19 protein-coding genes and 1 pseudogene are annotated in these 21,348 nt (G+C 56.9%); 5 read left to right on the forward strand and 15 right to left on the reverse strand.

What is annotated here, in order from left to right; all coding sequences use genetic code 11:
• The 3 genes and pseudogenes from RBB47_RS29505 to RBB47_RS29515 form a co-directional block, all read right to left on the reverse strand.
• A pseudogene (locus RBB47_RS29505) lies at window positions 1–320 on the reverse strand (carbohydrate ABC transporter permease); the annotation flags it as partial.
• 13 nt (window positions 321–333) lie between these two features.
• Complete coding sequence (locus tag RBB47_RS29510; RefSeq protein ID WP_305989517.1) at window positions 334–1,200, reverse strand: carbohydrate ABC transporter permease; 867 nt, start codon at window positions 1,198–1,200, stop codon at window positions 334–336.
• Window positions 1,201–1,545: 345 nt separating this feature from the next.
• Window positions 1,546–2,574, reverse strand: a complete 1,029-nt coding sequence (locus RBB47_RS29515; protein WP_305989518.1) for a LacI family DNA-binding transcriptional regulator — start codon at window positions 2,572–2,574, stop codon at window positions 1,546–1,548.
• A gap of 421 nt (window positions 2,575–2,995) precedes the next feature.
• Here RBB47_RS29515 and dld point away from each other — a divergent pair, with 421 nt between their 5' ends.
• Both dld and fumC read left to right on the forward strand, forming a co-directional pair.
• The gene (gene dld / locus RBB47_RS29520; protein ID WP_305989519.1) at window positions 2,996–4,702 is read left to right on the forward strand and encodes a D-lactate dehydrogenase; all 1,707 of its coding nucleotides are present in this window, start codon (window positions 2,996–2,998) and stop codon (window positions 4,700–4,702) included.
• A 191-nt stretch (window positions 4,703–4,893) separates the two neighbouring features.
• Complete coding sequence (gene fumC, locus RBB47_RS29525; RefSeq protein WP_305989520.1) at window positions 4,894–6,288, forward strand: class II fumarate hydratase; 1,395 nt, start codon at window positions 4,894–4,896, stop codon at window positions 6,286–6,288.
• A 63-nt stretch (window positions 6,289–6,351) separates the two neighbouring features.
• On the opposite strand, the gene nqrF is transcribed toward fumC, so the two are convergent.
• From nqrF to RBB47_RS29555, 6 genes are read right to left on the reverse strand one after another with little or no spacing between them, the layout of a single operon-like run.
• The gene (nqrF, locus tag RBB47_RS29530; RefSeq protein WP_305989521.1) at window positions 6,352–7,572 is read right to left on the reverse strand and encodes an NADH:ubiquinone reductase (Na(+)-transporting) subunit F; all 1,221 of its coding nucleotides are present in this window, start codon (window positions 7,570–7,572) and stop codon (window positions 6,352–6,354) included.
• A 12-nt stretch (window positions 7,573–7,584) separates the two neighbouring features.
• A complete protein-coding gene (gene nqrE / locus RBB47_RS29535; protein ID WP_305989522.1) occupies window positions 7,585–8,193 on the reverse strand; it encodes an NADH:ubiquinone reductase (Na(+)-transporting) subunit E in 609 nt (202 codons plus the stop codon).
• Window positions 8,193–8,846 (reverse strand): NADH:ubiquinone reductase (Na(+)-transporting) subunit D, encoded by a 654-nt coding sequence (locus tag RBB47_RS29540; protein WP_305989523.1) that lies wholly within the window; start codon window positions 8,844–8,846, stop codon window positions 8,193–8,195. Before RBB47_RS29540 ends, nqrE begins: the two co-directional genes overlap by 1 nt.
• A complete protein-coding gene (locus tag RBB47_RS29545; protein ID WP_305989524.1) occupies window positions 8,846–9,664 on the reverse strand; it encodes a Na(+)-translocating NADH-quinone reductase subunit C in 819 nt (272 codons plus the stop codon). The genes RBB47_RS29540 and RBB47_RS29545 overlap by 1 nt, the downstream gene beginning before the upstream one ends.
• A complete protein-coding gene (locus RBB47_RS29550) occupies window positions 9,657–10,856 on the reverse strand; it encodes an NADH:ubiquinone reductase (Na(+)-transporting) subunit B (RefSeq protein WP_305989525.1) in 1,200 nt (399 codons plus the stop codon). Before RBB47_RS29550 ends, RBB47_RS29545 begins: the two co-directional genes overlap by 8 nt.
• A 3-nt stretch (window positions 10,857–10,859) precedes the next feature.
• Window positions 10,860–12,203 (reverse strand): Na(+)-translocating NADH-quinone reductase subunit A, encoded by a 1,344-nt coding sequence (locus RBB47_RS29555; protein ID WP_305989526.1) that lies wholly within the window; start codon window positions 12,201–12,203, stop codon window positions 10,860–10,862.
• A gap of 178 nt (window positions 12,204–12,381) precedes the next feature.
• Between RBB47_RS29555 and RBB47_RS29560 the strand changes: the two genes are divergently transcribed.
• Window positions 12,382–13,404, forward strand: coding sequence for an FAD:protein FMN transferase (locus tag RBB47_RS29560; RefSeq protein WP_305989527.1), 1,023 nt, complete (start codon window positions 12,382–12,384; stop codon window positions 13,402–13,404).
• A 17-nt stretch (window positions 13,405–13,421) separates the two neighbouring features.
• Window positions 13,422–13,652, forward strand: coding sequence for a (Na+)-NQR maturation NqrM (nqrM, locus tag RBB47_RS29565; protein WP_305989528.1), 231 nt, complete (start codon window positions 13,422–13,424; stop codon window positions 13,650–13,652).
• Between the two features lie 7 nt (window positions 13,653–13,659).
• On the opposite strand, the gene RBB47_RS29570 is transcribed toward nqrM, so the two are convergent.
• Window positions 13,660–13,845 carry a hypothetical protein gene (locus tag RBB47_RS29570; RefSeq protein ID WP_305989529.1) on the reverse strand — a complete coding sequence of 62 codons (186 nt, stop codon included), beginning with the start codon at window positions 13,843–13,845 and terminating at the stop codon, window positions 13,660–13,662.
• Window positions 13,846–13,929: 84 nt separating this feature from the next.
• Here RBB47_RS29570 and RBB47_RS29575 point away from each other — a divergent pair, with 84 nt between their 5' ends.
• Window positions 13,930–14,451, forward strand: coding sequence for a CBS domain-containing protein (locus RBB47_RS29575; protein WP_305989530.1), 522 nt, complete (start codon window positions 13,930–13,932; stop codon window positions 14,449–14,451).
• Here RBB47_RS29575 and RBB47_RS29580 read toward each other — a convergent pair.
• The 5 genes from RBB47_RS29580 to RBB47_RS29600 form a co-directional block, all read right to left on the reverse strand.
• Window positions 14,448–16,226 (reverse strand): radical SAM protein, encoded by a 1,779-nt coding sequence (locus RBB47_RS29580; RefSeq protein WP_305989531.1) that lies wholly within the window; start codon window positions 16,224–16,226, stop codon window positions 14,448–14,450. The genes RBB47_RS29575 and RBB47_RS29580 overlap by 4 nt on opposite strands.
• Before the next feature lie 557 nt (window positions 16,227–16,783).
• Window positions 16,784–17,662 (reverse strand): shikimate dehydrogenase, encoded by an 879-nt coding sequence (locus RBB47_RS29585; protein ID WP_305989532.1) that lies wholly within the window; start codon window positions 17,660–17,662, stop codon window positions 16,784–16,786.
• A 191-nt stretch (window positions 17,663–17,853) separates the two neighbouring features.
• Window positions 17,854–18,756, reverse strand: a complete 903-nt coding sequence (gene aroF / locus RBB47_RS29590) for a 3-deoxy-7-phosphoheptulonate synthase (protein WP_305989533.1) — start codon at window positions 18,754–18,756, stop codon at window positions 17,854–17,856.
• Window positions 18,746–19,852 carry a Gfo/Idh/MocA family protein gene (locus RBB47_RS29595; RefSeq protein WP_305989534.1) on the reverse strand — a complete coding sequence of 369 codons (1,107 nt, stop codon included), beginning with the start codon at window positions 19,850–19,852 and terminating at the stop codon, window positions 18,746–18,748. The genes aroF and RBB47_RS29595 overlap by 11 nt, the downstream gene beginning before the upstream one ends.
• Window positions 19,849–21,237 carry a glycosyltransferase gene (locus RBB47_RS29600; protein WP_305989535.1) on the reverse strand — a complete coding sequence of 463 codons (1,389 nt, stop codon included), beginning with the start codon at window positions 21,235–21,237 and terminating at the stop codon, window positions 19,849–19,851. Before RBB47_RS29600 ends, RBB47_RS29595 begins: the two co-directional genes overlap by 4 nt.
• Window positions 21,238–21,348 lie beyond the last annotated feature (111 nt).

The raw sequence follows: 21,348 nt of genomic DNA on the forward strand, positions 1-21,348 counted from the left end.
TCCTTGGTGCGCTTTGAGGGCACGAAGGCCATGGACCATGCGGCCGGGATGCCGATCAGAAGGCCGATGACGGTGGAGCCGCCGGCGATGATGACCGAGTTCCACAGGTAGCGCATGTAGTCGGAGCGCTCCTGGACAACGGCATAGTTCTCAATTGTCCAGTCGAAGAACAGGAACAGGGGCGGATCGTTGATCGCCTGGGCTTCTGTCTTGAAGCTGGTCAGGATGGTCCACAGGATCGGGAAGAAGATCAGGAGACCGATTGCCCAGGCGGCAAGGGTGTTGATGGTCTTGCGGCGGGGTGTGACAGCACGGGCCATTTGGGGTCCCTCCTCAAGTGTCCAGGTTCTTGCCGACGATGCGCATCAGGAAGATGGCAACGATGTTGGCGAGAATGATTGCGTAGACGCCGCCGGCCGAGCCGAGACCGACATTCTGGCTTTCCAGGACACGCTGGAAGATCAGGTAGGTCAGGGTGCGGGTTCCGAAGGAACCGCCGGTGGTGACGAAGATCTCCGCGAAGATCGCCAGCAGGAAGATCGTCTGGATCAAAACGACGATGGTGATGGCGCGCGACAGGTGCGGCAGGATGATGAAGGCGAAGCGCGACAGGGGCGGCGCACCGTCCATCTCGGCTGCTTCCAGCTGCTCGCTGTCGAGCGACTGGATGGCGGTCAAGAGAATGAGGGTGGCAAAGGGCAGCCACTGCCAGGAGACGATGATGATGATCGACATCAACGAGGCATCGCTGAGCCACTCGACCGGCTGGGCCCCGAAGGCCTTCCACAAATGGGCCAGAAGACCGTTGACCGGGTCCATGAACATGTTCTTCCACACCAGGGCGGAGACGGTCGGCATGACGAAGAAGGGGGCGATCACCAGAATGCGGACAATCCCCTGTCCCCACATGGGCTGATCGAGCAGGATCGACAACAGCACCCCAAGGATGATCGTGATCAGAAGAACACCGCCGACAATCACAAGCGTGGTTTGAATGCTCGGCCAGAACGCGCTTGAGGACACAAAACGCGCGTAGTTCTCAAACCCCACCCAGCCAAGATCACCGCCTCTGAGCGGAAGATATCTCTTGAAGGAGAAGTAAAGCGTCATCGTCAGCGGGATAAGCATCCAGCCCAATAACAGGATAACAGCTGGCGCCATCATGAAACGCGCCGCAGAACGGGAATGCTGGGTAGCCATCGGCACACCTACATTTTTGACTGAATAAACAGTTGCGGGTTTTCCGGAAAAAGGGAGAGCGGGACACGCCCGCCCTCTTCAAGTCAGGGAGGGCTCCCTACAAACCTGAGGCGTTCGTTTCGAACACCGTCAAAAACTTTTTCCGGATGAAGGCGCGAGAGCAATCGGTCGCGATGACGGGCGCTTGGTCAGCCATATCGCGGCACCTGGTCAAGTCAGGTGCGGGCACCGCACGGGGTGAAATCTTATCGAACATTCTCATCCTCCCTGATCGAATGTCTGGTTCATGATTAGAAAAATATTTAGTTCGTGTCAATATGTTTTTTTACGCGCGTAAAATTTAAATCATGCTGACTCGCGCATCACCAACTTGCCTTCAAACAGCGTCTCGCTTTTTTCGGCACCATCGCGCCCGCTTTCAATCAGCTGAAACAGCGTCTCGACGCTCTTCGATGTGATGGCCCTGTAGTCCTGGGCAACCGTCGTCAAAGGCGGACAGGTAAAGCGGGAAAACGGATGATCGTCATGCCCGGCAACACGCATGGCACAGCCCGAGCCCAGGCCAACCCTTAGTCCCTTCTCGAAACATGCTGCCAGCAGCCCAATGGCGAGGCGGTCGTTGCTGCACAACACCGTGCTCGACGGAAATTGACGCTTTTCGATCAGCTTGAGGCCTTCTTTGTATCCGACTTCCTCAAAACCCCAGCCGTCACCGTCGGCACGAATGACGACCGGCTCGTGTCCCAGGCGGTCCATCGCCTGCTTGAAAGCCTTTCTGCGCTTGTTGGCATTCGGGTTGACCGGCTGCATTTCAAAGAAACACGGCGGCTCCCCGGAGCGGCACAGGTAGTCGACAATCAGGGGAACCGACTGAAAATTGTCCGAACCGATGAAAGCTTCTCCAACACCCTCGATATTGGCGTCAAAGAAAACCGTCGGAACCTCGCGGCAGAACTTTTCAACCGCACCGCGGTCGGATGCCCGGCCAAGCGGCCCGAACAGGACACCGGCAGGTTTTTGAGAGCGCAGGCTGTCCAGAATGTCGTTTTCAAGTTTCTGTTCGCCATGCGAACTGAAAAGGATCGGCGAGTACCCCGCATCAAGGCATTGACGTTCAAGGTTGCGCGCAATTTCAGCAAAGAACGGGTCCGCCAGATAAGGAACGACGACGCCGATCGTCTTGGTCATCTTCCTGTTCTGGTTCATTGCATAGATGTTCGGGCGAAAATCGTATTGCTCGAGGGCTTGCTCGATTTTCGTTCTCGTGGAAGTGCGTACGCTGTCCGGATCGTTGAAATATTTCGACAGCGTCGGACGGGAGATGCCGCTGATTTCGGCGAATTCTTCCATGTTCCGGATCTTGCGCTCTGCCATCAGCCGATCTCGTTTCGTCAGGACTTAACGATTGTGCCGTGCACATGGCACCAGACACTGACCCTAAAATGGGTCATAACATAACGCGCGCAAAGTTTTTTCTTTACGCAACTGATCACAAATTAGCTGAATGCGGAAACACTTTTGAGGTCGAACTCGGCGCTGAACGGATGTCGGAGCTGCCGAATTGCGCGGGTCAAAATTTGCGTTGCTCGATGTCTTTGCGCAGTATTGCTGAGTGCTTTTCCGCATCATTGCTGATTGTGTGTCGTCTGTATTGCCGTTAATCGCTAGCTTTGAAACTGAAACAGCACGCGATGGGAAAACTGGATCTCCCATCAAGCAGCTCGACTGCAACAATTCACGGCGACACTGGCCCGTGGTGTATCGCCAACGCTCAAGTTTGAACGGGGACACTTGAATGCCCGGCGCCGCCGAGACAGCAAACAACAAACAACTGGTCGACACGCTTGCCAGGATCGTCGGCAAGCGGCACGTCATCACCAACCCGCGGTCCATGGAACGGTTCTGCAAGGGTTTCCGATCGGGTGAAGGCACCGCGCTCGCCGTTGTCCAGCCGGGTACCCTGCTCGAGCAGTGGCACGTTCTGAAAGCCTGTGTCGAGGCCGACAAGATCATCATCATGCAGGCCGCCAACACGGGTCTGACCGAGGGTTCAACACCCAACGGCGAGTATGATCGCGACGCCGTCGTCATCAGTACCAAGCGAATGGACAAGATCCAGCTTCTGAACGAGGGCCGGCAGATTGTCAGCTTTCCGGGGGCGACCCTTTTCTCGCTGGAAAAATTGATGGCGCCCCTCGAACGCGAGCCTCATTCGGTCATCGGGTCTTCCTGTATCGGAGCATCGATCATCGGAGGGGTCTGCAACAATTCGGGCGGCTCGTTGGTGGAACGCGGCCCGTCCTATACCGAGTTGTCGGTTTTTGCCCGGATCACCGACGACGGACGGCTCGAACTGGTCAACAATATCGGCATTGCCCTTGGTGATGACCCGGAAACGATCCTGACGCGCCTGGAGAAAGGCGAATATTCCGACGCGGACGTAGAGGATACGAACCTAAAAGCATCCGACACGGAATATCGCATTCGGGTCAGGGAAATCGACGAACCGAGCCCGGCCCGATTCAACGCCGACAAGCGGCGCCTCCATGAGTCTTCGGGCTGCGCGGGCAAGCTGGCCGTATTTGCCGCCAGATTGGATACCTATCCAAAGCCGGAAGCAGAGAAGGTCTTTTACCTCGGCACAAACGACACGCAGGTTCTGACCCGGCTGCGCCGCCACATCCTCGCCAAGTTCGACCATTTGCCGGTGTCCGGCGAATACATGCATGCCGAGGTGTATGACATCTCGAAACACTACGGCAAAGATACCCTTGTCCTGATCGACAAACTCGGTACGGACTGGTTGCCCGGCATCTTCGCGCTCAAGGGATGGGTCGACGCCAGGCTCTCAAAAGTTCCGATACTGCCGTCAAGCCTCACCGACCGGTTCATGCAACTTCTCAGCCGGATCTGGCCCAACGTTTTGCCCGAGCGGATGGAAGCGTTCCGCGGCAAATACGAGCACCATCTCATCTTGAAGATGCGCGACGGTGGTGTCGCGGAAGCGGAAAACTTCCTGTCGGAGTTTTTCAAGACCGAAGAAGGCGACTGGTTTGCCTGTACGCCACGTGAAGGAAAGATCGCCGGCCTTCATCGCTTCGCCGCCGCGGGCGCAGCCGTCCGGTACCACGCTGTCCACTCCAACGAGGCGGAGGACATTCTCGCGCTGGACATCGCCCTTCGCCGTGATGACCGGGACTGGTTTGAGGAACTGCCTGCGGAAATCGAAGACAGCCTGATCCATAAACTCTACTACGGCCATTTCTTCTGCCACGTCCTCCACCAGGATTACATCGTGAAAAAAGGCAAGGATCCCAAGGCGCTAAAGCAGAAAATGCTCAAGATCCTCGATGCCCGTGGTGCGGAGTACCCGGCTGAACACAATGTCGGCCATCTCTATGAGGCCAAACCGGATCTGGCGAACTTTTACCGGGACTGCGACCCCACCAACTCGCTCAACCCGGGCATCGGCAAAATGTCCCGGCGAAAGTGCTATCACTGACACCGTCCTGAGTGCCGGCTTGGAACTCTGATTATTCCGCATCAGGGTAGCCTTCCGCGCGGCCCATCATATGACGTTTCCCGGAGGCTGATCGCCCCGCCTTCCAATCATCATGAAGCAAATAGTATAACGGACGTGCTCAGGCGCTCTGCCCGTTTACATTGCACAACCCACACGCTCACGAGGTGATCATGTCAAAGTCCAGCCGCAAGGAAAGTGACTCTTTCGGTGCTCTGGATATTCCAGGCGACAAATACTACGGCGCCCAGACCGCCCGGTCGCTGATCAACTTTCCGATCGGGGGCGAGACAATGCCGCGACCGCTTGTTCATGCGCTCGGCGTGATCAAGCAGGCTGCTGCCAGGGTCAACAAGGACCAGGGAAAGCTCGCGCCCGAGCTGGCGGATGCGATCGACCAGGCGGCCGGTGAGGTGGCGGCCGGAAAGTTCGATGACAATTTCCCGCTCGTGGTCTGGCAGACCGGTTCCGGCACTCAGTCGAACATGAACGCCAACGAAGTTGTCTCAAACCGGGCGATCGAAATTCTCGACGGCGAGATCGGCAGCAAAACGCCGGTTCACCCCAATGACCATTGCAATATGAGCCAGTCGTCCAACGATACGTTCCCGACGGCAATGCATATCGCGGCAGCGCAGGAAATCCATCAGAGCCTCCTCCCCGCCCTCGCCCATCTCCACTCAGCGCTGAAAGCGAAGTCGGTCGAATGGGCGGACATCGTCAAGATCGGGCGCACACATACCCAGGATGCAACGCCGCTAACGCTCGGCCAGGAATTTGGCGGCTATGCAGCCCAGGTCGAAAACGGAATTCGCCGCGTCAAAGAAGCCTCTGACGATCTATACGATCTTGCACAAGGTGGCACCGCCGTCGGGACAGGGCTCAACACGAAAAAGGGCTTTGCGGAAAAGTTTGCTGCTGAAGTTGCAAAGATCACCGGCCTGCCCTTCCGCACGGCACCAAACAAGTTCGAAGCGCTTGCTGCGCACGATGCCTATGTCTATGCGCATGGTGCACTCAACACGGTGGCAGCATCTCTTTTCAAGATCGCGAACGACATTCGCCTTCTGGGATCGGGGCCGCGCTCAGGTCTAGGCGAGCTTTCGCTTCCTGAAAACGAGCCCGGCTCCTCGATCATGCCCGGCAAGGTCAACCCGACCCAGTGCGAAGCAATGACGATGGTCTGCGCGCAGGTGTTCGGCAACGAGACCACAATCTCTTTCGCCGGCAGCCAGGGACATTTCGAGCTGAATGTCTACAAGCCCGTCATGGCCTATACGATGCTGCAATCGATCCGGTTGCTGGCAGACGCCTCCGTCAGTTTCACGGACCGCTGCGTAGCCGGCATCAAGGCGAACGAAGACAACATCACCGACCTGATGGAGCGTTCGCTGATGCTCGTCACTGCATTGGCACCGGCGATCGGATACGACAAGGCGACGGAAATCGCCAAGACTGCGCACAAGAACGGCACGTCGTTGCGGGAGGAAGCTCTGAAGTTGGGCTATGTCACCGAGGAAGAATTCGATACGCACGTGCGCCCGGAAAAGATGATCGGTCCGAGCTAGGCCAGTCATTCGCAGGAGTTGAACGCGGCGGCCGTCAAACAGAGCGGCCGCCCGTTTCATTTTCTAGCCGCCGAAGTCATCCAGCATGATGTCTTCGCGGTCGACGCCCAGTTCAAGCAGCATGTTGATCACCGACTGGTTCATGATCGGTGGTCCGCACATGTAGAACTCGCAGTCCTCGGGCGCCGGATGGTTCTTCAGGTATTCTTCGAAAAGAACGTTGTGAATGAACCCGGTGTAGCCCGTCCAGTCGTCTTCAGGCAGAGCGTCTGACAGCGCAACATGCCATTCGAAGTTCTCGTTCTCGGCTGCAAGCTGGTCGAAATCTTCAACGAAAAACATTTCGCGTTTCGAGCGCGCACCATACCAGAAGCTGATCTTGCGCTTCGACTTGAGGCGCTTGAGCTGGTCGAAAATATGGCTGCGCATCGGCGCCATGCCGGCACCGCCGCCGATAAACACCATTTCCTTTTCGGTATCGCGTGCGAAGAACTCGCCGAACGGGCCCGAGATGGTGACCTTGTCGCCCGGCTTCAGGTTGAAGATATAGCTCGACATCTTGCCGGGCGGAATGCCGTCCGATCCTGGAGGAGGAGACGCCACGCGGACGTTGAGCATGATGATGCCCTTTTCCTCCGGATAGTTGGCCATGGAATAGGCACGCTCGAGAGGCTCGTCCACCACGGACTCGTATTGCCACAGATTGAAGCGGTCCCAGTCCTCGCGGTATTCGTCCTCTACATCAAAGTCGGTGTATTTCAGCTGGTGCTGCGGTGCTTCGATCTGGATATAGCCGCCGGCCCGGAAATTGACGTCCTCGCCCTCCGGAAGTTCCAGGACGAGAGCCTTGATGAATGTCGCCACGTTTTCGTTTGAGCGGACCGTGCATTCCCACTTCTTGACGCCGAAGACCTCCTCGGGAACTTCGATCACCATGTCCTGCTTGACCGCCACCTGACAGGACAGACGGTCTCCGCAAGCAGCTTCACGCTTGGTGATGTGGCTTTCTTCGGTCGGCAGGATCGAGCCGCCGCCGGAATGGATCTTCACCCGGCACTGGGCACAGGTGCCGCCGCCGCCACAAGCGGAGGGGACAAACAGTTTCTGTTCGGCCAGCGTTTGCAAGAGCTTTCCGCCAGCCGGCACGGAGATGGTTTTCTCGCCGTTGATGCTGATATTGACATTGCCCGTCGACACCAGCCTCGACCGCGCGCCGAGAATGATCGTGACAAGCCCAAGCACGATCAGCGTGAACAGCAGAATGCCTAGTCCGAATGTCGCCACGAGGCGCCTCCGTTACAGTTTGACGCCGCTGAAAGACATGAAGGCGAGCGCCATCAGTCCGGCGGTAATGAAGGTGATGCCCAGGCCCTGCAGGCCCTCAGGGATATCGGAGTATTTGAGCTTTTCCCGGACCCCCGCCATTGCGGTGATTGCCAGCGCCCATCCGAAGCCGGAGGCAACGCCGTAGGTGACCGATTCTGAAAAATCGTAGTCCCTCTCAACCATGAACAGCGAGCCGCCGAGAATGGCGCAATTCACCGTGATCAGAGGCAGGAACACGCCGAGCGCGTTGTAAAGCGGCGGGAAATACTTATCGAGAACCATCTCCAGGATCTGCACAAGCGCGGCGATCACGCCGATGTAGGAAATCAGTCCGAGGAAGGTCAGGTCGACATCGCCGAAACCAGCCCAGGCGAGTGCGCCAGGCGCAAGCAGATAGTTGAGAATGATGTTGTTGGCGGGAACCGTGATCGCCTGAACGATCATCACCGAAATCCCGAGCCCGATCGCGGTCGAGATCTTTTTCGACACGGCGATGAAGGTGCACATGCCGAGGAAAAAGGACAGCGCCAGGTTTTCGACAAAAATTGCCTTAACGGCAAGAGAGACCAGTTGTTCCATCAGTGCGCGTCCACCACCTGGATCTTGTATTCAGGCTCTTCGACCTGCTCCGGCTTCCAGGTCCGGAACGCCCAGATCAGCAACCCGATGATGAAGAACGCGGAGGGCGGCAGCAGCAGCATGCCGTTGGGGACGTACCAGCCACCGTTGTTTACGGTTTGCAAGATGTTGATCCCGAAGAGGCTGCCGGCACCGAAGAGTTCCCGGATGAAGCCGACAAGCATCAGGATCAGACCGTATCCAAGACCGTTGCCGACACCGTCGATGAAGGACGCCACCGGTGGGTTTTTCATCGCAAATGCCTCTGCCCGGCCCATCACGATGCAGTTGGTGATGATCAGGCCGACAAAGACCGACAGCGTCTTTGAAATTTCATAGGCATAAGCCTTCAGAACCTGGTCCACGATGATCACGAGGGATGCAATGATCACCATTTGCACGATGATCCGGATCGAGCCGGGAATATGATTGCGCAACATCGAAATGAACATCGATGAGAAGCCGGTCACCAGGGTCACCGCAATGGCCATCACGAAAGAGACCTGCAGCGACGATGTCACGGCCAGGGCGGAACAGATGCCCAGGACCTGCAGTGTGATGGGATTGTTGTCGACCAGGGGATCGATCAGCATCTGTCTCTTGGTCTGCGCCATCAGATCTCTCCAGCTTGCAGTTTGGCCAGGAAGGGAGCATAGCCCGCCTCGCCCATCCAGAAACGCACCAGGTTATCAACGCCAACAGACGTCAGCGTCGCACCTGCCAGCGCGTCCACATGATATTCTTCGCCTTGCGGCGGGGCTGTCTTGGCAACGGTAATCAGCAGGTTTCCGCTGTCATCTGCCAGCTTCTTGCCCTGCCAGAGCGCCTTCCAGCGCGGATTGTCGACTTCGGCCCCGAGACCTGGCGTCTCCGCGTGCTGATAGAACTGAAGCCCGTAGATGTCGTTGCCGTTTGCTTCAAGCGAAATGAACCCGTAAAGCGTCGACCAGAGCCCGTAGCCGTGGAGCGGCAGAATGACCTTGTCCAGGCTGCCGTCGTCGTTTCGCAGCAGGTAGATGGTGACAAACTTCGACTGGCGCCCGATGGAGGCCGGATCGTCCTGCAACGCGATCGAGGTTTCCGGGTCGGAGGCCGCTGCCAGGTCATCGAAGGTGGCGGCGTCGAACTGATCGGCGAACTCGCCGGTCGCCAGTTCAAGAACATGCGGCTCGAAGACCGAGAACGCTTCGGTGACATTGGCCTGCGGGTCATAGCGTCCCGCGACCTGCAGAATATTGATCTGCTTGTCCCGAAGGGCGTTGACCTGCTGGATGGGACGCAATGAAACGGCTGCAGCCGAAACGACCATCGACGCGACCAGGCAAAGCGATACGGCGACGAACAGCGTCTTGGGCACGGAATCGGTAGGCAGGTCCAGGAACCGCCGGATGAGACCCTTTTGGGGTTCGTTTTGTCCGTTTTGCTCAGGCATTTCGTTTCGCCCTGCGTTTGATGTTTGCCTGTACCACGAAATAGTCGATGAGCGGCGCAAACACGTTCCCGAACAGTATGGCCAACATCATGCCTTCAGGAAACGCCGGATTGATGACACGTATCATCACCACCATGAAGCCGATCAAGGCACCGTAAATATATCGACCCAGATTGGTATGGGAGGCCGAAACGGGCTCGGTGACCATGAAGGCAAGACCGAAAGCGTACCCGCCGAGCACCAGATGCCAGTACCAGGGCATCGCGAACATCGGGTTGGTATCGGATCCGATGAGATTGAGCAGGGTCGAGAAGAAGATTGTTCCCGCAAGACAGCCGACCACGAGCCGCCAGTTGGCGATCTTGGTGATCAGCAGGAAGGCCAGACCGATCAGACAGGCAAGCGCCGAGGTTTCGCCGATGCTGCCCTGAATGGTGCCGAAGAACGCTTCCATCCAGCTGATACCGTTTGCAGCCAGATCCTGATAACCTTCAGACGCGGTGATCGACAGCGCAGTGGCTCCGGAAAAGCCGTCCACGGGCGTCCAGATCGTATCGCCCGACATTTGCGCCGGGTAGGCGAAATACAAGAACGCGCGGCCGGTAAGCGCAGGATTCAGGAAGTTCTTGCCGGTGCCGCCAAACACTTCCTTGCCAATCACGACCCCAAAGGAGATGCCGAGCGCTACCTGCCAAAGAGGTGCAGAGGCCGGTAGGATCAGGGCGTAGAGCATTGATGTGACGAGGAAACCTTCGTTCACCTCGTGACCGCGCACGGTCGCAAAGATCACTTCCCAGATGCCGCCGACAACGAGCGTCGTGATGTAGATCGGCAGGAAGTACATGAGGCCGTGCATGACGTTGGCGAAGGGATTTGCAGGATTGAACCCGATGCCGAGCGCTTCGATGATCCAGGCCCGCCAGCCCGACGCACCATAGGTGGCGATCGCGGAATTGACCTGGAAACCGACATTGTAGAGGCCGACGAGAATGCACGGGATCGTCGCGATGACCACATAGGTCATGATCCGCTTCATATCGATGTAGGAGCGCGCGTGCGGGGCGGCGGTCGTCACCGTCTTCGGTGTGTAAAGGAAGCTCTCCACCATCTCGTAGACGGGAAAGAGTTTCTCGTATTTGCCGCCCTTCGCAAAATAAGGCTCGACGCGGTCAAAGAAGCTGCGCAGACCCAAGGCCTAGCCCTCCTTCTCGATTTTCGTAAGGCAGTCGCGAAGCGCCATGCCGTATTCATATTTTGCAGGGCAGGCAAACCCCACCAGCCCCAGGTCTTCTTCGTCCAGCTCCAGGGCACCAAGTGCCTGAGCCTGATCCGTATCCATTACGAGCAACGCACGCAACAGCTGAGTTGGCAAAAAGTCCTGCGGCATAAGCTCTTCGAAGGTGCCTATCGGCACCATGGCCCGGCGCCCGCCATTCAGGTTTGACGTGAGCGCAAAAAGTTTTTTGGAAAAGGCTGACCCGAGAACCGGCTGGAAGGCATATTTGGACGGCATTGGGAGGATCCATCCCATGGGTATCTGCTCGCGATCCTCCTTGATCAGGGTGATCTGGCGCGCATACCGCCCGAGATAGGCGCTGCTGCCTTCACCCAGACGGCCGCTCAGGATGGAACCTGAAATCAGACGCACGGGCACATCGCCTGCTGTTTCGCCTGCAGCCAGTTCCGCCATGGAAGCACCGTCCACGGTCCTGATCAGCCTCGGATTGGTGCAGAGCGGACCACACAGCGCAATGACCCGCCTTGAATCGATTTGTCCCTTCTCGACAAGACGACCGATCGCGATCACGTCCTGGTATCCGATCGTCCAGATGGTTTTTTCAGCGCTTGGCGCCTCCAGGAAATGGATATGCGTGCCCGCCAAACCGGCCGGATGCGGGCCGGAGAACTCTGCGGTTTCGATCTTGTCGATGTCACGGCCGGGAATAGCGTCGCCCGACTTCGTGCAAAGATAGGTTTTGCCTTCGCTCAGGCTTGCGATCGCCTTCAATCCCGTTTCGAAAGCGTCGGCACTGTCTGCAATGACAACTGCCGGATCCGCGGTCAGCGGCTCGGTGTCCGTGGCCGTTACGAAGAGGGCAACCGGCCGTGTGGCCGGATCGGGCACCTTGGAATAAGGACGTGTGCGGAACGACGTCCAGAGCCCCGAGGCACACAAACGCTCGACCAGACCGTCGACCGTCGCAACATCACCCGTGCTCGAAAAATCAACCGGGGGAGCCACATCTGCGTCGACTTCGATCTCGACACTCACCAGGACGCGCCGGGCACCCCTGTTGATCGCCGTAACGCGGCCGGAAACCGGTGACGTGACCATCACCTGCGGCGTGTCCTTGTGGAAAAAGACCGGCGCGCCGGCGCCCACGACATCGCCTTCCTGCACGACCAGACGCGGCTTCAGGCCCACATAGTCATCAGCCAAAACCGCAACGGTGCGGATGGCACGCTCGTCGCTGATCTCTTGAACAGGCGCCCCCAGCACGGGCAGATCAAGACCTTTTTTGAGCTTAAAGCTTTGCACGCATCTGGCCTCCAGAGTTCGACAGCCCGCCATATGCTACGTTTTTGCTCCGGTAAAAAGCTCTATTCTTCCCTTCGACGAAATTTTTTTGTTGAATTGGTTCTCGAAACGAATGAAAAGCGCGGCACGACGTACGTCGCTCTAGATCTACTCGGAGACGGTTACCGTGGCAACAAACATGAAACTTTCCCGGCGCAGCTTCATCGTGATGTCGCTTACCTTGGCTGCCTGTAAGGGTGGATCTGATATTCTGGAGCTGTCGGGATCCACGATGGGCACCGGGTATTCGGTGACAGCCCTCGATCATGATCGCAACGTCGACAAGGCGGCTCTCCAAAAGGCCATCGACAAAAGTCTCCTGAGCGTCAACGCACAGATGTCCAACTGGGATACCCAGTCTGAAGTCTCGCGCTTCAATGCCTTGCGGTCCACCGATCCAATGACCGTTTCTGAAGGTCTTGCCCAGGTGATCCGCGTATCCAAGGAGATCAATCAGGCGAGCGACGGGCAGTTCGACATCACCCTTGGCCCGGTGATCGAAACCTGGGGCTTCGGCGCAAAGACCGCTCTCCATCGCACAGAACCCGACACTGCCGCACTTGCGTCTGCCGTTGAACGCGCCGGTCAGACCGACGGACTGAAGGTGAGCGGAACGCAGATCCGCAAGAGCAGCCCCGACACGCAGATCTATCTGCCCTCCATTGGCAAGGGATATGGCGTCGACCAGGTTGCCGCAGTGGTCCGTTCGTTCGGGATCGACGACTTCATGGTCGAAATCGGCGGCGATATCTATGTCTCCGGCCGAAACGCTGACAGCGTTAACTGGCAGATCGGCATTGAAACGCCGGACGCGATCACCCGCACAGCCTATCAGGTTGCCAGCGTTTCCGATCTCGGTATGGCGACCTCGGGCGACTATCGCAACTACTTCGAGCAGGACGGCAACCGATTCTCGCATATCATTGATGCGCAAACCGGTCGGCCGATCACCCACCGGACAGCGTCCGTCACGGTTCTTGCGGAAAACGCGATGCTGGCGGATGCCTGGTCCACCGCACTATTGGTCCTTGGGACGAAACGCGGGCTTGAGATCGCAAATCAGCGTGATCTTGCGGTCCTGTTTATTGATCGCAAGGCGGATACGAACGATATTGGTTTTGTGTCTTCAACCAGCAAGCGCTTCGACGCGCTTCAGGCCTGATAAACGGACCGGATAGCGTGCTTACCTTCGTATTGGCATTTGGGCTGCTCCTGATCGTCATTTTCGGCATGGCGCTTGGCGTGATTTTTTCAGGCCGGACCATCAAGGGCAGCTGCGGCGGCCTGAACGCGATTGCCGATGCCGATCATTGCCTGGTTTGCAACAAGGAAATCGATCCGAACAGTCCTTTGCGTGACCGACTCAATTGCCCGAGAGCGCGCAAAATGCTCGCCGAAAAGGAAGCTTGAGCCACCGTTACGGTGACGACGCGACCGGAATGAACGCGACCAGAGCCAGGCAAAGTCCTGCAATGACGCCGAACAGCCAGAGCTGCCAGCGCGGCCCCTCCTTTACCCAGACGCGGCGATACTGATACCCGGCAAAACACGCCAGGACGAAAAAGGCCGTTGCCACCAAAGGGCTGAGAATAAAATCGGCCAAATTGGAGAGTTCCTTAAGCCGCCAGATTTCGGTTAAGCTGAGTGATCACTCAACGTGTGGACACTCAGCAGGGAATTCAGGATCATGCCAAGCTCTTATCAGGCCCCCAGCCGCAAAGACAAGATGCAAGCCACGACCCACAGTCAGTCTTCCAAATCGAACACGTCGAACGAGACTGCAACGGTCCGGAAGATTCTGGACACGAAAGGTAAGGACGTGTTTGCGGTGCGCCCGCAGAACAGCCTGCATGAGGCCGTCGAGCTTCTCAAGGAGAAGCGGATCGGCGCGGTTCTGGTAAAGGACGCGGAAGGCAAACTTCAGGGCATCCTTTCGGAAAGAGATATCGTCCGCAGGCTTGCCGAAACGCCAGGTCAGACCCTCGGGCAAAAGGTCGAGGACATCATGACCACCAACGTGGAGGTTTGCGCGCCCGATGATGCGCTGATTTCGGTCTTGCGCAAGATGACGGACGGTCGCTTCCGTCACATGCCCGTTATCGAAAATGACACTATCCTGGGCATCGTGACGATCGGAGACGTGGTGAACTACCGGCTGAAGGAACTCGAATACGAATCGCTTCAGCTCAAGCAGCTCATCGTCGGTTAGCGGGAGCGCGCCTGTACCTTTTCCGGTTCGGCCTTCTGCGGTTTCAAGACAGGTGCACCATAAGTGTTCGGGATTGCCTCCTCGAAGACCCTGATCAAGTCGAGGTCGTTTTCTGCGTCCTCGGCGATCGGCGCCAGTGCAAGATCAGAATAGTTGAAGCGATCCGGATCCTTCAGAACCTTCCGGTGGATACGGGAAAATTTGAGGTAGAGCATCAACCACGACGAGACGCTGACAACGTGTTCCAGCATCCGGCGCGGATAGAACACAAGAGGGTGTTCGATCTTCATGCCGTGGCGGCGGTGGCGCCTTGCCTTGCGCCGAACCACGCCCGCTTCCAGCGGATGAACCTTTTCGATGAAGATGGAACCGTAGAAAGCGCCCAATCCCAACATCAGCTGGTGCGTTTTCAAGCCGCGCGCGACGCCGCGCCGAAGCACTGTTTCCACGTGTTCTGGTGAATAGAACTGTTTCCAGCAATCGAGATAAACCTTCTCCCATTCCGCATCGCTCATCACTGGGTGGTTCGAAACCCGGTGATTGAGATCGTATTTGTTCATGTCCGGATCCATCCACACGCCCTTTGCAGCGAGCTTCTGGTGATCTTCGGAACCGGGCAGCGGCGTCAGGAAGAAAAACTCGATCAGGTCCAGCGGCAATTCGTTCTTGATGATTTCGATATTGCGGTGGATCTTTTCCGGCGTATCGTCCGGAAATCCGAGGATGTATCCCGCATAGGTGACGACGCCGACATCCTTCCAGGCCTGCAGCATCTTGCGGTATTCCCAGATCTTGTTCTGGCGTTTCTTGGCTGCCATCAGCGCATCTGGATCGATGTTTTCAAGCCCGATGAAAACCCGGTTGCATCCGGCCCGCGCGGCAAGTTCTATGAACCCTTCCAACCGGTGGCACAATGTGTCGACCTGGATGATGAATTTGAAGCGCAGCTTTTCCTTTTCCCGCAGATAGGCCAGCCGTTCCAGGATCGACTTCCAGTTCTTGTTGCGTGCGAAATTGTCGTCGGTGATGAAGAAACGCTTGATGCCCTGCGCGTGGTTCTGGCGAATGATCGCCTCAATGTCGTCGGGCGAGCGGTAGCGCGACTTTCGGCCCTGAACATTGATAATCGTGCAGAAGGAACACTGAAACGGGCAACCGCGCCCTGAATCGAAGCTTGTGTAGTGCCCGGCGGTTCCCTGGATGTTCTGGCTCGGCAGGTAGGGCAAGGAAGCACCCGACATGTCCGGCATGTCGTGCATGAAGTTGTAGAGCGGCTTCTGTTCGTTGTTCCAGATATCGCACAACAGCTCGCCCATCCGCCCTTCGGCCTCGCCGGCATAAATCGTCGCGCCCAGCTCCTGGGCTTCAACGATCTCCGGAGGCGTTTCCGGCAGCATCGCCAGGCATCCGGCTGCGTGAAATCCTCCAATCACCACTGGCACGTCGGCCGCCCGGAATTGACGCGTCAGGTCCAGCGCTCTCGGAAACTGGTTCGACTGAACACCCACCAGCCCGACAAAACCGTTGTCCGCCGCCTTGATGCGGGCAATGATCTTTTCGACGTTCAGGATCGTGTTGGTTTCGTCATGGGCGACCAGGTCAACTGAAACGCCCTTCCCGAGCACCTCAGCCTCTGCGGCATCGCGAATGAGACCGTATACCGATGCCAGTGAGTTGGACGGGATCGTGTTGTTCAACCACTGAATGACGTAGCCGTCGTCGTCATAGTGCGACGGTTTGATCAGGACGATTGCAAAAGACTTCTTTTCGGACATCGCCCTCCCCCGATATCAGCAGGCCGGTTGGAAACGAACTGGAAAGCGCGCTGCATTGCCCATAATAAATTTATAGTTGTATTTTAGGTTTATTCTTTGGATATTGCCTTATCCAAAGTTCCCATTCAAGAAATTTGCAGGCTTTAGAGAATATCTAGAAATCTATCGGAAATAAATTCTCAGTCAAACGATTGCGGAATCAATCAAATTCGACTTGAGCTCAACACTCAGTGTCTATTTTTTTGTGTGCGAAGTGCCTTGGACAGCCCGCCATATGACAAAATAAAAAAACTTCCGCAGAGAAAAAAGCGCCTCGCAATCCGAGATGGATTCGAAAATGCAACCGAGCCCGACAATTTCCAAAACTTGAGACCAGGGTCCGGACCCATAAGCAAATCTGGCACAAATGGGTCACGTCGGTCGTGTTCAGCAGGACCGAGGAACAGCACGCCAAGGGCGACCCATCTGCTGGCTGGAAGGCCTTACGCTAACGCTTCAACGCCGCGTCGCATCTGAGCGTTCCCGCAGGCTGCGGCTAGTGCGGGGACTTGGGAAATTTAGACGGCACCTTTCATGATGCCTGATATCCGCTCCAGGTCTGGAAGCCCGGATGCCTTGGAGAAACCGTGGACGGCTTGCAGGAAGTTCATGTTCAATCCGTTCTTGGCGGCCAGTCCCCGGCTTTCTGCCATTTCCAGCAGTGGTGTCTGAAGCGGATCGTAAACAATGTCATAGACGAGCACATCGGAATTGGCCTGATCCAGATCGGAAGCGTCCAATGGACTTGCGTCCTTGACGCCGTTGGCAAAACCGACCGGTGTGCAGTTCACGATCAAGGCGCTGTCGGCGATCGCTGGCTTAATCTGGTCATATGAGATGATACTCGCGCTTATCTTGTTGCAAAAGTCCTGCACGATTTCAGGTGTTCTGGAAACAATGGTCAGGGATGCGCCGGCGTCGGCCAGATACGCCGCAACGGCTTTTCCGGCGCCGCCCGGACCGAGCAGCAAGACCTTCACGCCACTGAGGTCAGGTATGGCGGTGCAGACTTCAGTCAGAGCAGCTTCACCATCCGTATTCGTGCCGCAAAGAATTCCAGCCTCGTTGCGAAACAGACAGTTTACCGCGCCAATCTTCTGGGCTTGTGGCGTCAGACGTTCCGCACCCAGCCAGGTCGCAATATCTTCCTTGTAGGGCACGGCAACCGCACCACCGATGAAATCCGTATCGGCGGCGAGATACTCAAGAAGCTTCTCCAGGTTTTCCGAAAGGACATCCATCGGGACCATGCGTTCCGCGCGGTCGAATGCTTGAAACGCAGCGTTCCAAAGCAAGGGTGAGCGCGCACCTTTTGAAGGGGAAAGTCCGATAATTCCCGCATATCTCTTGCCGGCATCAAGACCAGGTTCGTTCTCCAGGAATTCAGCAATCTTCATAGCACCAGGTCCTTGAGCATTTTTTGGCGACGGCCGACGCATCCGTCATTTTCGTTTTCGACCGGCCCGCGCCAGATGTTCGAGCGCGAGGCCAGTCTGAGGTAAAGGTTTCCCGCCTCATTGAAACCATTCCGCCCAGATCCGGAAAGAGACGTGAGCAGGTTCAAGCTGGTCCCCGTTTTCGTCGCAGATCAGGAAAGACTTCTTCCCATGGTCCTGTTCACGACACGCGCGACACCTTCCATGGACTGCATCACGTCGTCAAAAGCGTCGAAGTTGATCGGCTGGAGAGGGTCGACCGCCGAGTTTTCGGGGTCCGGATGCACTTCAAGCATAATGGCATCGGCTCCACAGGCCACCGACGCCAAAGACATCGGCTTGACCCAGTCTCTCCAGAAAGTCGCATGACTTGGGTCGACGGCAACTGGCAGGTGGGTGATGTCTTTCGCGGCCGGAACGACTTGAAGATCGAGCAGAAAACGCGAGGAGTCCTTGTGTGTGTGCGGGACGGTCACGCCGCGCTCACACAAGATTACCTTCTCGTTTCCTTCCACGAGCGCATATTCCACCGCGCCGAGCCAGTCCCGCAGCGAGCAGCCGAAATGACGTTTGATCATGAGCGGTTTGCCGGTTTTGGCTGCGGCGGTGATCAAAGGAAAGTTCTGCATGTTGCGAGAGCCGATCTGAAGAATGTCCGCAACCTCGCACACAAGGTCGAGGTAACGCTCTTCCATGATCTCGGTAATGATCCCGATTCCGGCCTCTTTCTTCGCCGTCCCCAGCCACGCAATGCCGTCTTCCCGGGTTTCGGTGTACTTGGCAGACCGATAGGGAAAGGTAAGCGGCTTAAAGGCGCCGCCGCGCAGGAACTGAGCGCCGCGAGCCTTCACCGCAAGGGCCGTTTCTACAATCATGTCTTCGTTTTCGACCATATTGGGGCCGGCAAACACCGGAATATGGTCGCCACCAAACTGCGCACCAGCAATTTCGAACGTCGAAAAATGGTCCGCTGATTTCTTCGCGGCCAGTGGAAACTTCGTCGCGAGGTCTTCGCTCGAGACATCTTTTCCGGGGGCTTTGTTTTCAATGGCCATGAGTGTCTCCGTTTACGGTGGGTGTGCGAACGCCGAGTCGCGAGGAAAGGGGTTTGTCGTCGATATTGACCCAGGTTCCGGCTTCAATGCTTTTGTAAAGCGCGTGCACAAGCTGGACGCTACGAACCGCGTCATGTGCGGGCACCGGTGGCTCTAGATTGCCGGTCCGCAAGCTGTCCACGATATCCTGGAGCATCGGGCCATGGCTCAAGCCGTAGCCGGTTGGGACCGCTTGGCTGAATTCTTCAAAGACATTCTCGTCAGAAGGCCTGCTCTCAATGAATTCCCAGACATCAATCTCATTGAGTGCAATGCCGCCGATCTGCGCCGTACCCTTTTCGCCGACGATGGAGAGAGACGCTTCGAAGTCTCTCGGTCGGGCAGCGGTGGTCGCCTCAATCGTGCCGAGTGCGCCGTTGGCGAACTGGATTGCGGCGACCATGGTGTCTTCGGCTTCAAGCTCGTTCATGCGGTTTGCCATGGCTGCGGAAACACGTTCGACCGGCCCGCAAATCCAGTTTAGGGCATCCACGTGATGGATCGCCTGCTGATTGATAACACCGCCATCCATAGCCCAGGTGCCATGCCAGTCATCTTCGTAATAGGCTTGCTCACGGCACCAGCGAAGGCGAATGCAGGCCGAGATGATGCGGCCGAAACGGCCTTCGACGAATGTTTCTTTCAGCTTCCTGACCGCGGGGTTGTAGCGGTTCTGAAAAATGCAGCCATACATGCGCCCCATCGAGGTGGCCAGTTCGGCGAGTTCGTAGGCATCGTCAGGAAGCAAGGTGATGGGTTTTTCCGAGACGACGTGGCAACCCTTTTCAAGAGCTGTCCGGGCGTGCACCGCGTGATCACCGCTTGGTGTGAGCACCAGAACCAGATCCGGCCTCGCTTCACCGATCAATTCGTCCAGCGACGAATAGGCGGTCGAATTGAGCGCACGCGCGGTCGCGCTTGCAGCCTGGCTTCGAGCGTCAGCACATCCGACAATTTCAAGCCCGCTCACCCCCGGATCACCGGTCAGGATCTTAACGTAGTGTTGCGCAACTCGCCCGCAGCCCAGGAGGCCGACTCGAATGTTGGTTCTATTCATGATTTGGGCTTCTCGCTACCATTTGCGCTGCGCCAGTTCAGGAGCATTTGCTCGGTCAACTGCATGGTCTTTTGGTCACGAATTTCGATACGTGACAGTGGGTCATTCACCTCAACGATCCCGAGCCGTCCCGACAATGGTTCTCCCAGGCGAATGTTCATCGGGTGTGTAACGCATCCCAGCCCGAACAGTCCAACCAGAGCATGCTTGTCGCGCAGATTGCGGGGCGTTGAAACCGGTTCGCTGGTATCTTCAATCCGGCCGTCCCGGTCTCGGAACCAGATATGCCGGCTTTCGCTCTGTCCGGCGATCACGGCATCAAATCCTTCGTCCAGAGCAAGCGAAATCATTTCCTCGAGCAGCGTATCGGGCCTGAAGGGATACGTTTCGCCCAAGACAGCAACAAGGTCCGGCACACCATACAAGTGCTCGACTTCTTCCAGGGTCCATTGCAGCACGTCGCCGATACCGACGATGTCGTCGCTGAGATGAGCCGGTCGAAGAAACGGAACCTCGGCTCCGAGATCTCTGGCAAGCTGCGCCGTTTCCTCGCAATCGGTGCTGACGATGACCTTGTCGATCGAGGGGGAGGCCTGCGCCTGCATGACCGCATATTTCAACAGCGGTCCGTTTTCACCAGTAATCGATTTGCCCCGCACGGGTATGATGGCGAAAACCTGGGACTTGTGCATGGCGTGGCGGCCGAGATCCGCCGCTCCGCTGATCTGCTCCATTATCCGCACGACATTGTGTGCCCGGTCGGCATCGAGATCCTGGTGAATCCCGTGATAATGATAAACGGAAGCCTCCGGTTCGTAGACGATCTTCAATCCCGCATCGATAACGGTCTTGCCCCACAGGCGGTCTTCGATATTGGAAAGATCATTGTCGAAGGGAAAGCGCTCCCAGATACTCCGGCGAAACGCTGAGTTGGCGTTGTGAAAGAAACTGTCTTTGAGCTGAGTTTTCTTGTCGAGCCCGAAGACGATCATGAGGTCGCGCTTGTCGAATGGCGAACTGAACGACAACGGTTGCTGGCGGCCGTAAACACCCGCGACGTCCGGATCATCCAGATCCGCAACAAGATTTGTAAGCCATGCTTCGTTGGTCGGTACGCAATGTCCGGAAAGGCACACCAGAATGTCGCCCTTGCTGGCCTCGATCCCGAGATTGATCGCCAGCCCAGGCTTGAAATCCGTGATTTCTACGAGATTGATCGGATACTTGGATGCTTTGGCAACTGTGCGGTCTGTTGATTTGTTGTCGACCAGAATGACCTCGAAATTCGGATAGTCCTGTCTGAAAACGCTCTTGAGGCAGGCGCTGATCCAGCGTTCTTCATTCTTGGTCCTGATGATTATGGACACCAGTGGTGCATTGCTCATTTACGTGCTCTGTATTCTCGAGCCTTCATCAAATGGGCTCTAGTGCGCTTTGGTACCGAGTTGCAGCGCCGGCCACCAGTGCCTGAAGACCACATGCACTCGATTTCACCC

The sequence above is a fragment of the Roseibium sp. MMSF_3544 genome (assembly GCF_030732845.1).
Classification (GTDB): domain Bacteria; phylum Pseudomonadota; class Alphaproteobacteria; order Rhizobiales; family Stappiaceae; genus Roseibium.

Excerpts from the sequence above, each read along its gene's own strand:
- RBB47_RS29510 (WP_305989517.1), bottom strand. The coding sequence starts at position 1,200 with ATGGCTACCCAGCATTCCCGTTCTGCGGCGCGTTTCATGATGGCGCCA.
- RBB47_RS29515 (WP_305989518.1), bottom strand. The coding sequence starts at position 2,574 with ATGGCAGAGCGCAAGATCCGGAACATGGAAGAATTCGCCGAAATCAGC.
- dld (WP_305989519.1), top strand. The coding sequence starts at position 2,996 with ATGCCCGGCGCCGCCGAGACAGCAAACAACAAACAACTGGTCGACACG.
- fumC (WP_305989520.1), top strand. The coding sequence starts at position 4,894 with ATGTCAAAGTCCAGCCGCAAGGAAAGTGACTCTTTCGGTGCTCTGGAT.
- nqrE (WP_305989522.1), bottom strand. The coding sequence starts at position 8,193 with ATGGAACAACTGGTCTCTCTTGCCGTTAAGGCAATTTTTGTCGAAAAC.
- RBB47_RS29540 (WP_305989523.1), bottom strand. The coding sequence starts at position 8,846 with ATGGCGCAGACCAAGAGACAGATGCTGATCGATCCCCTGGTCGACAAC.
- RBB47_RS29545 (WP_305989524.1), bottom strand. The coding sequence starts at position 9,664 with ATGCCTGAGCAAAACGGACAAAACGAACCCCAAAAGGGTCTCATCCGG.
- RBB47_RS29560 (WP_305989527.1), top strand. The coding sequence starts at position 12,382 with ATGAAACTTTCCCGGCGCAGCTTCATCGTGATGTCGCTTACCTTGGCT.
- RBB47_RS29575 (WP_305989530.1), top strand. The coding sequence starts at position 13,930 with ATGCCAAGCTCTTATCAGGCCCCCAGCCGCAAAGACAAGATGCAAGCC.
- RBB47_RS29580 (WP_305989531.1), bottom strand. The coding sequence starts at position 16,226 with ATGTCCGAAAAGAAGTCTTTTGCAATCGTCCTGATCAAACCGTCGCAC.
- RBB47_RS29585 (WP_305989532.1), bottom strand. The coding sequence starts at position 17,662 with ATGAAGATTGCTGAATTCCTGGAGAACGAACCTGGTCTTGATGCCGGC.
- aroF (WP_305989533.1), bottom strand. The coding sequence starts at position 18,756 with ATGGCCATTGAAAACAAAGCCCCCGGAAAAGATGTCTCGAGCGAAGAC.
- RBB47_RS29595 (WP_305989534.1), bottom strand. The coding sequence starts at position 19,852 with ATGAATAGAACCAACATTCGAGTCGGCCTCCTGGGCTGCGGGCGAGTT.
- RBB47_RS29600 (WP_305989535.1), bottom strand. The coding sequence starts at position 21,237 with ATGAGCAATGCACCACTGGTGTCCATAATCATCAGGACCAAGAATGAA.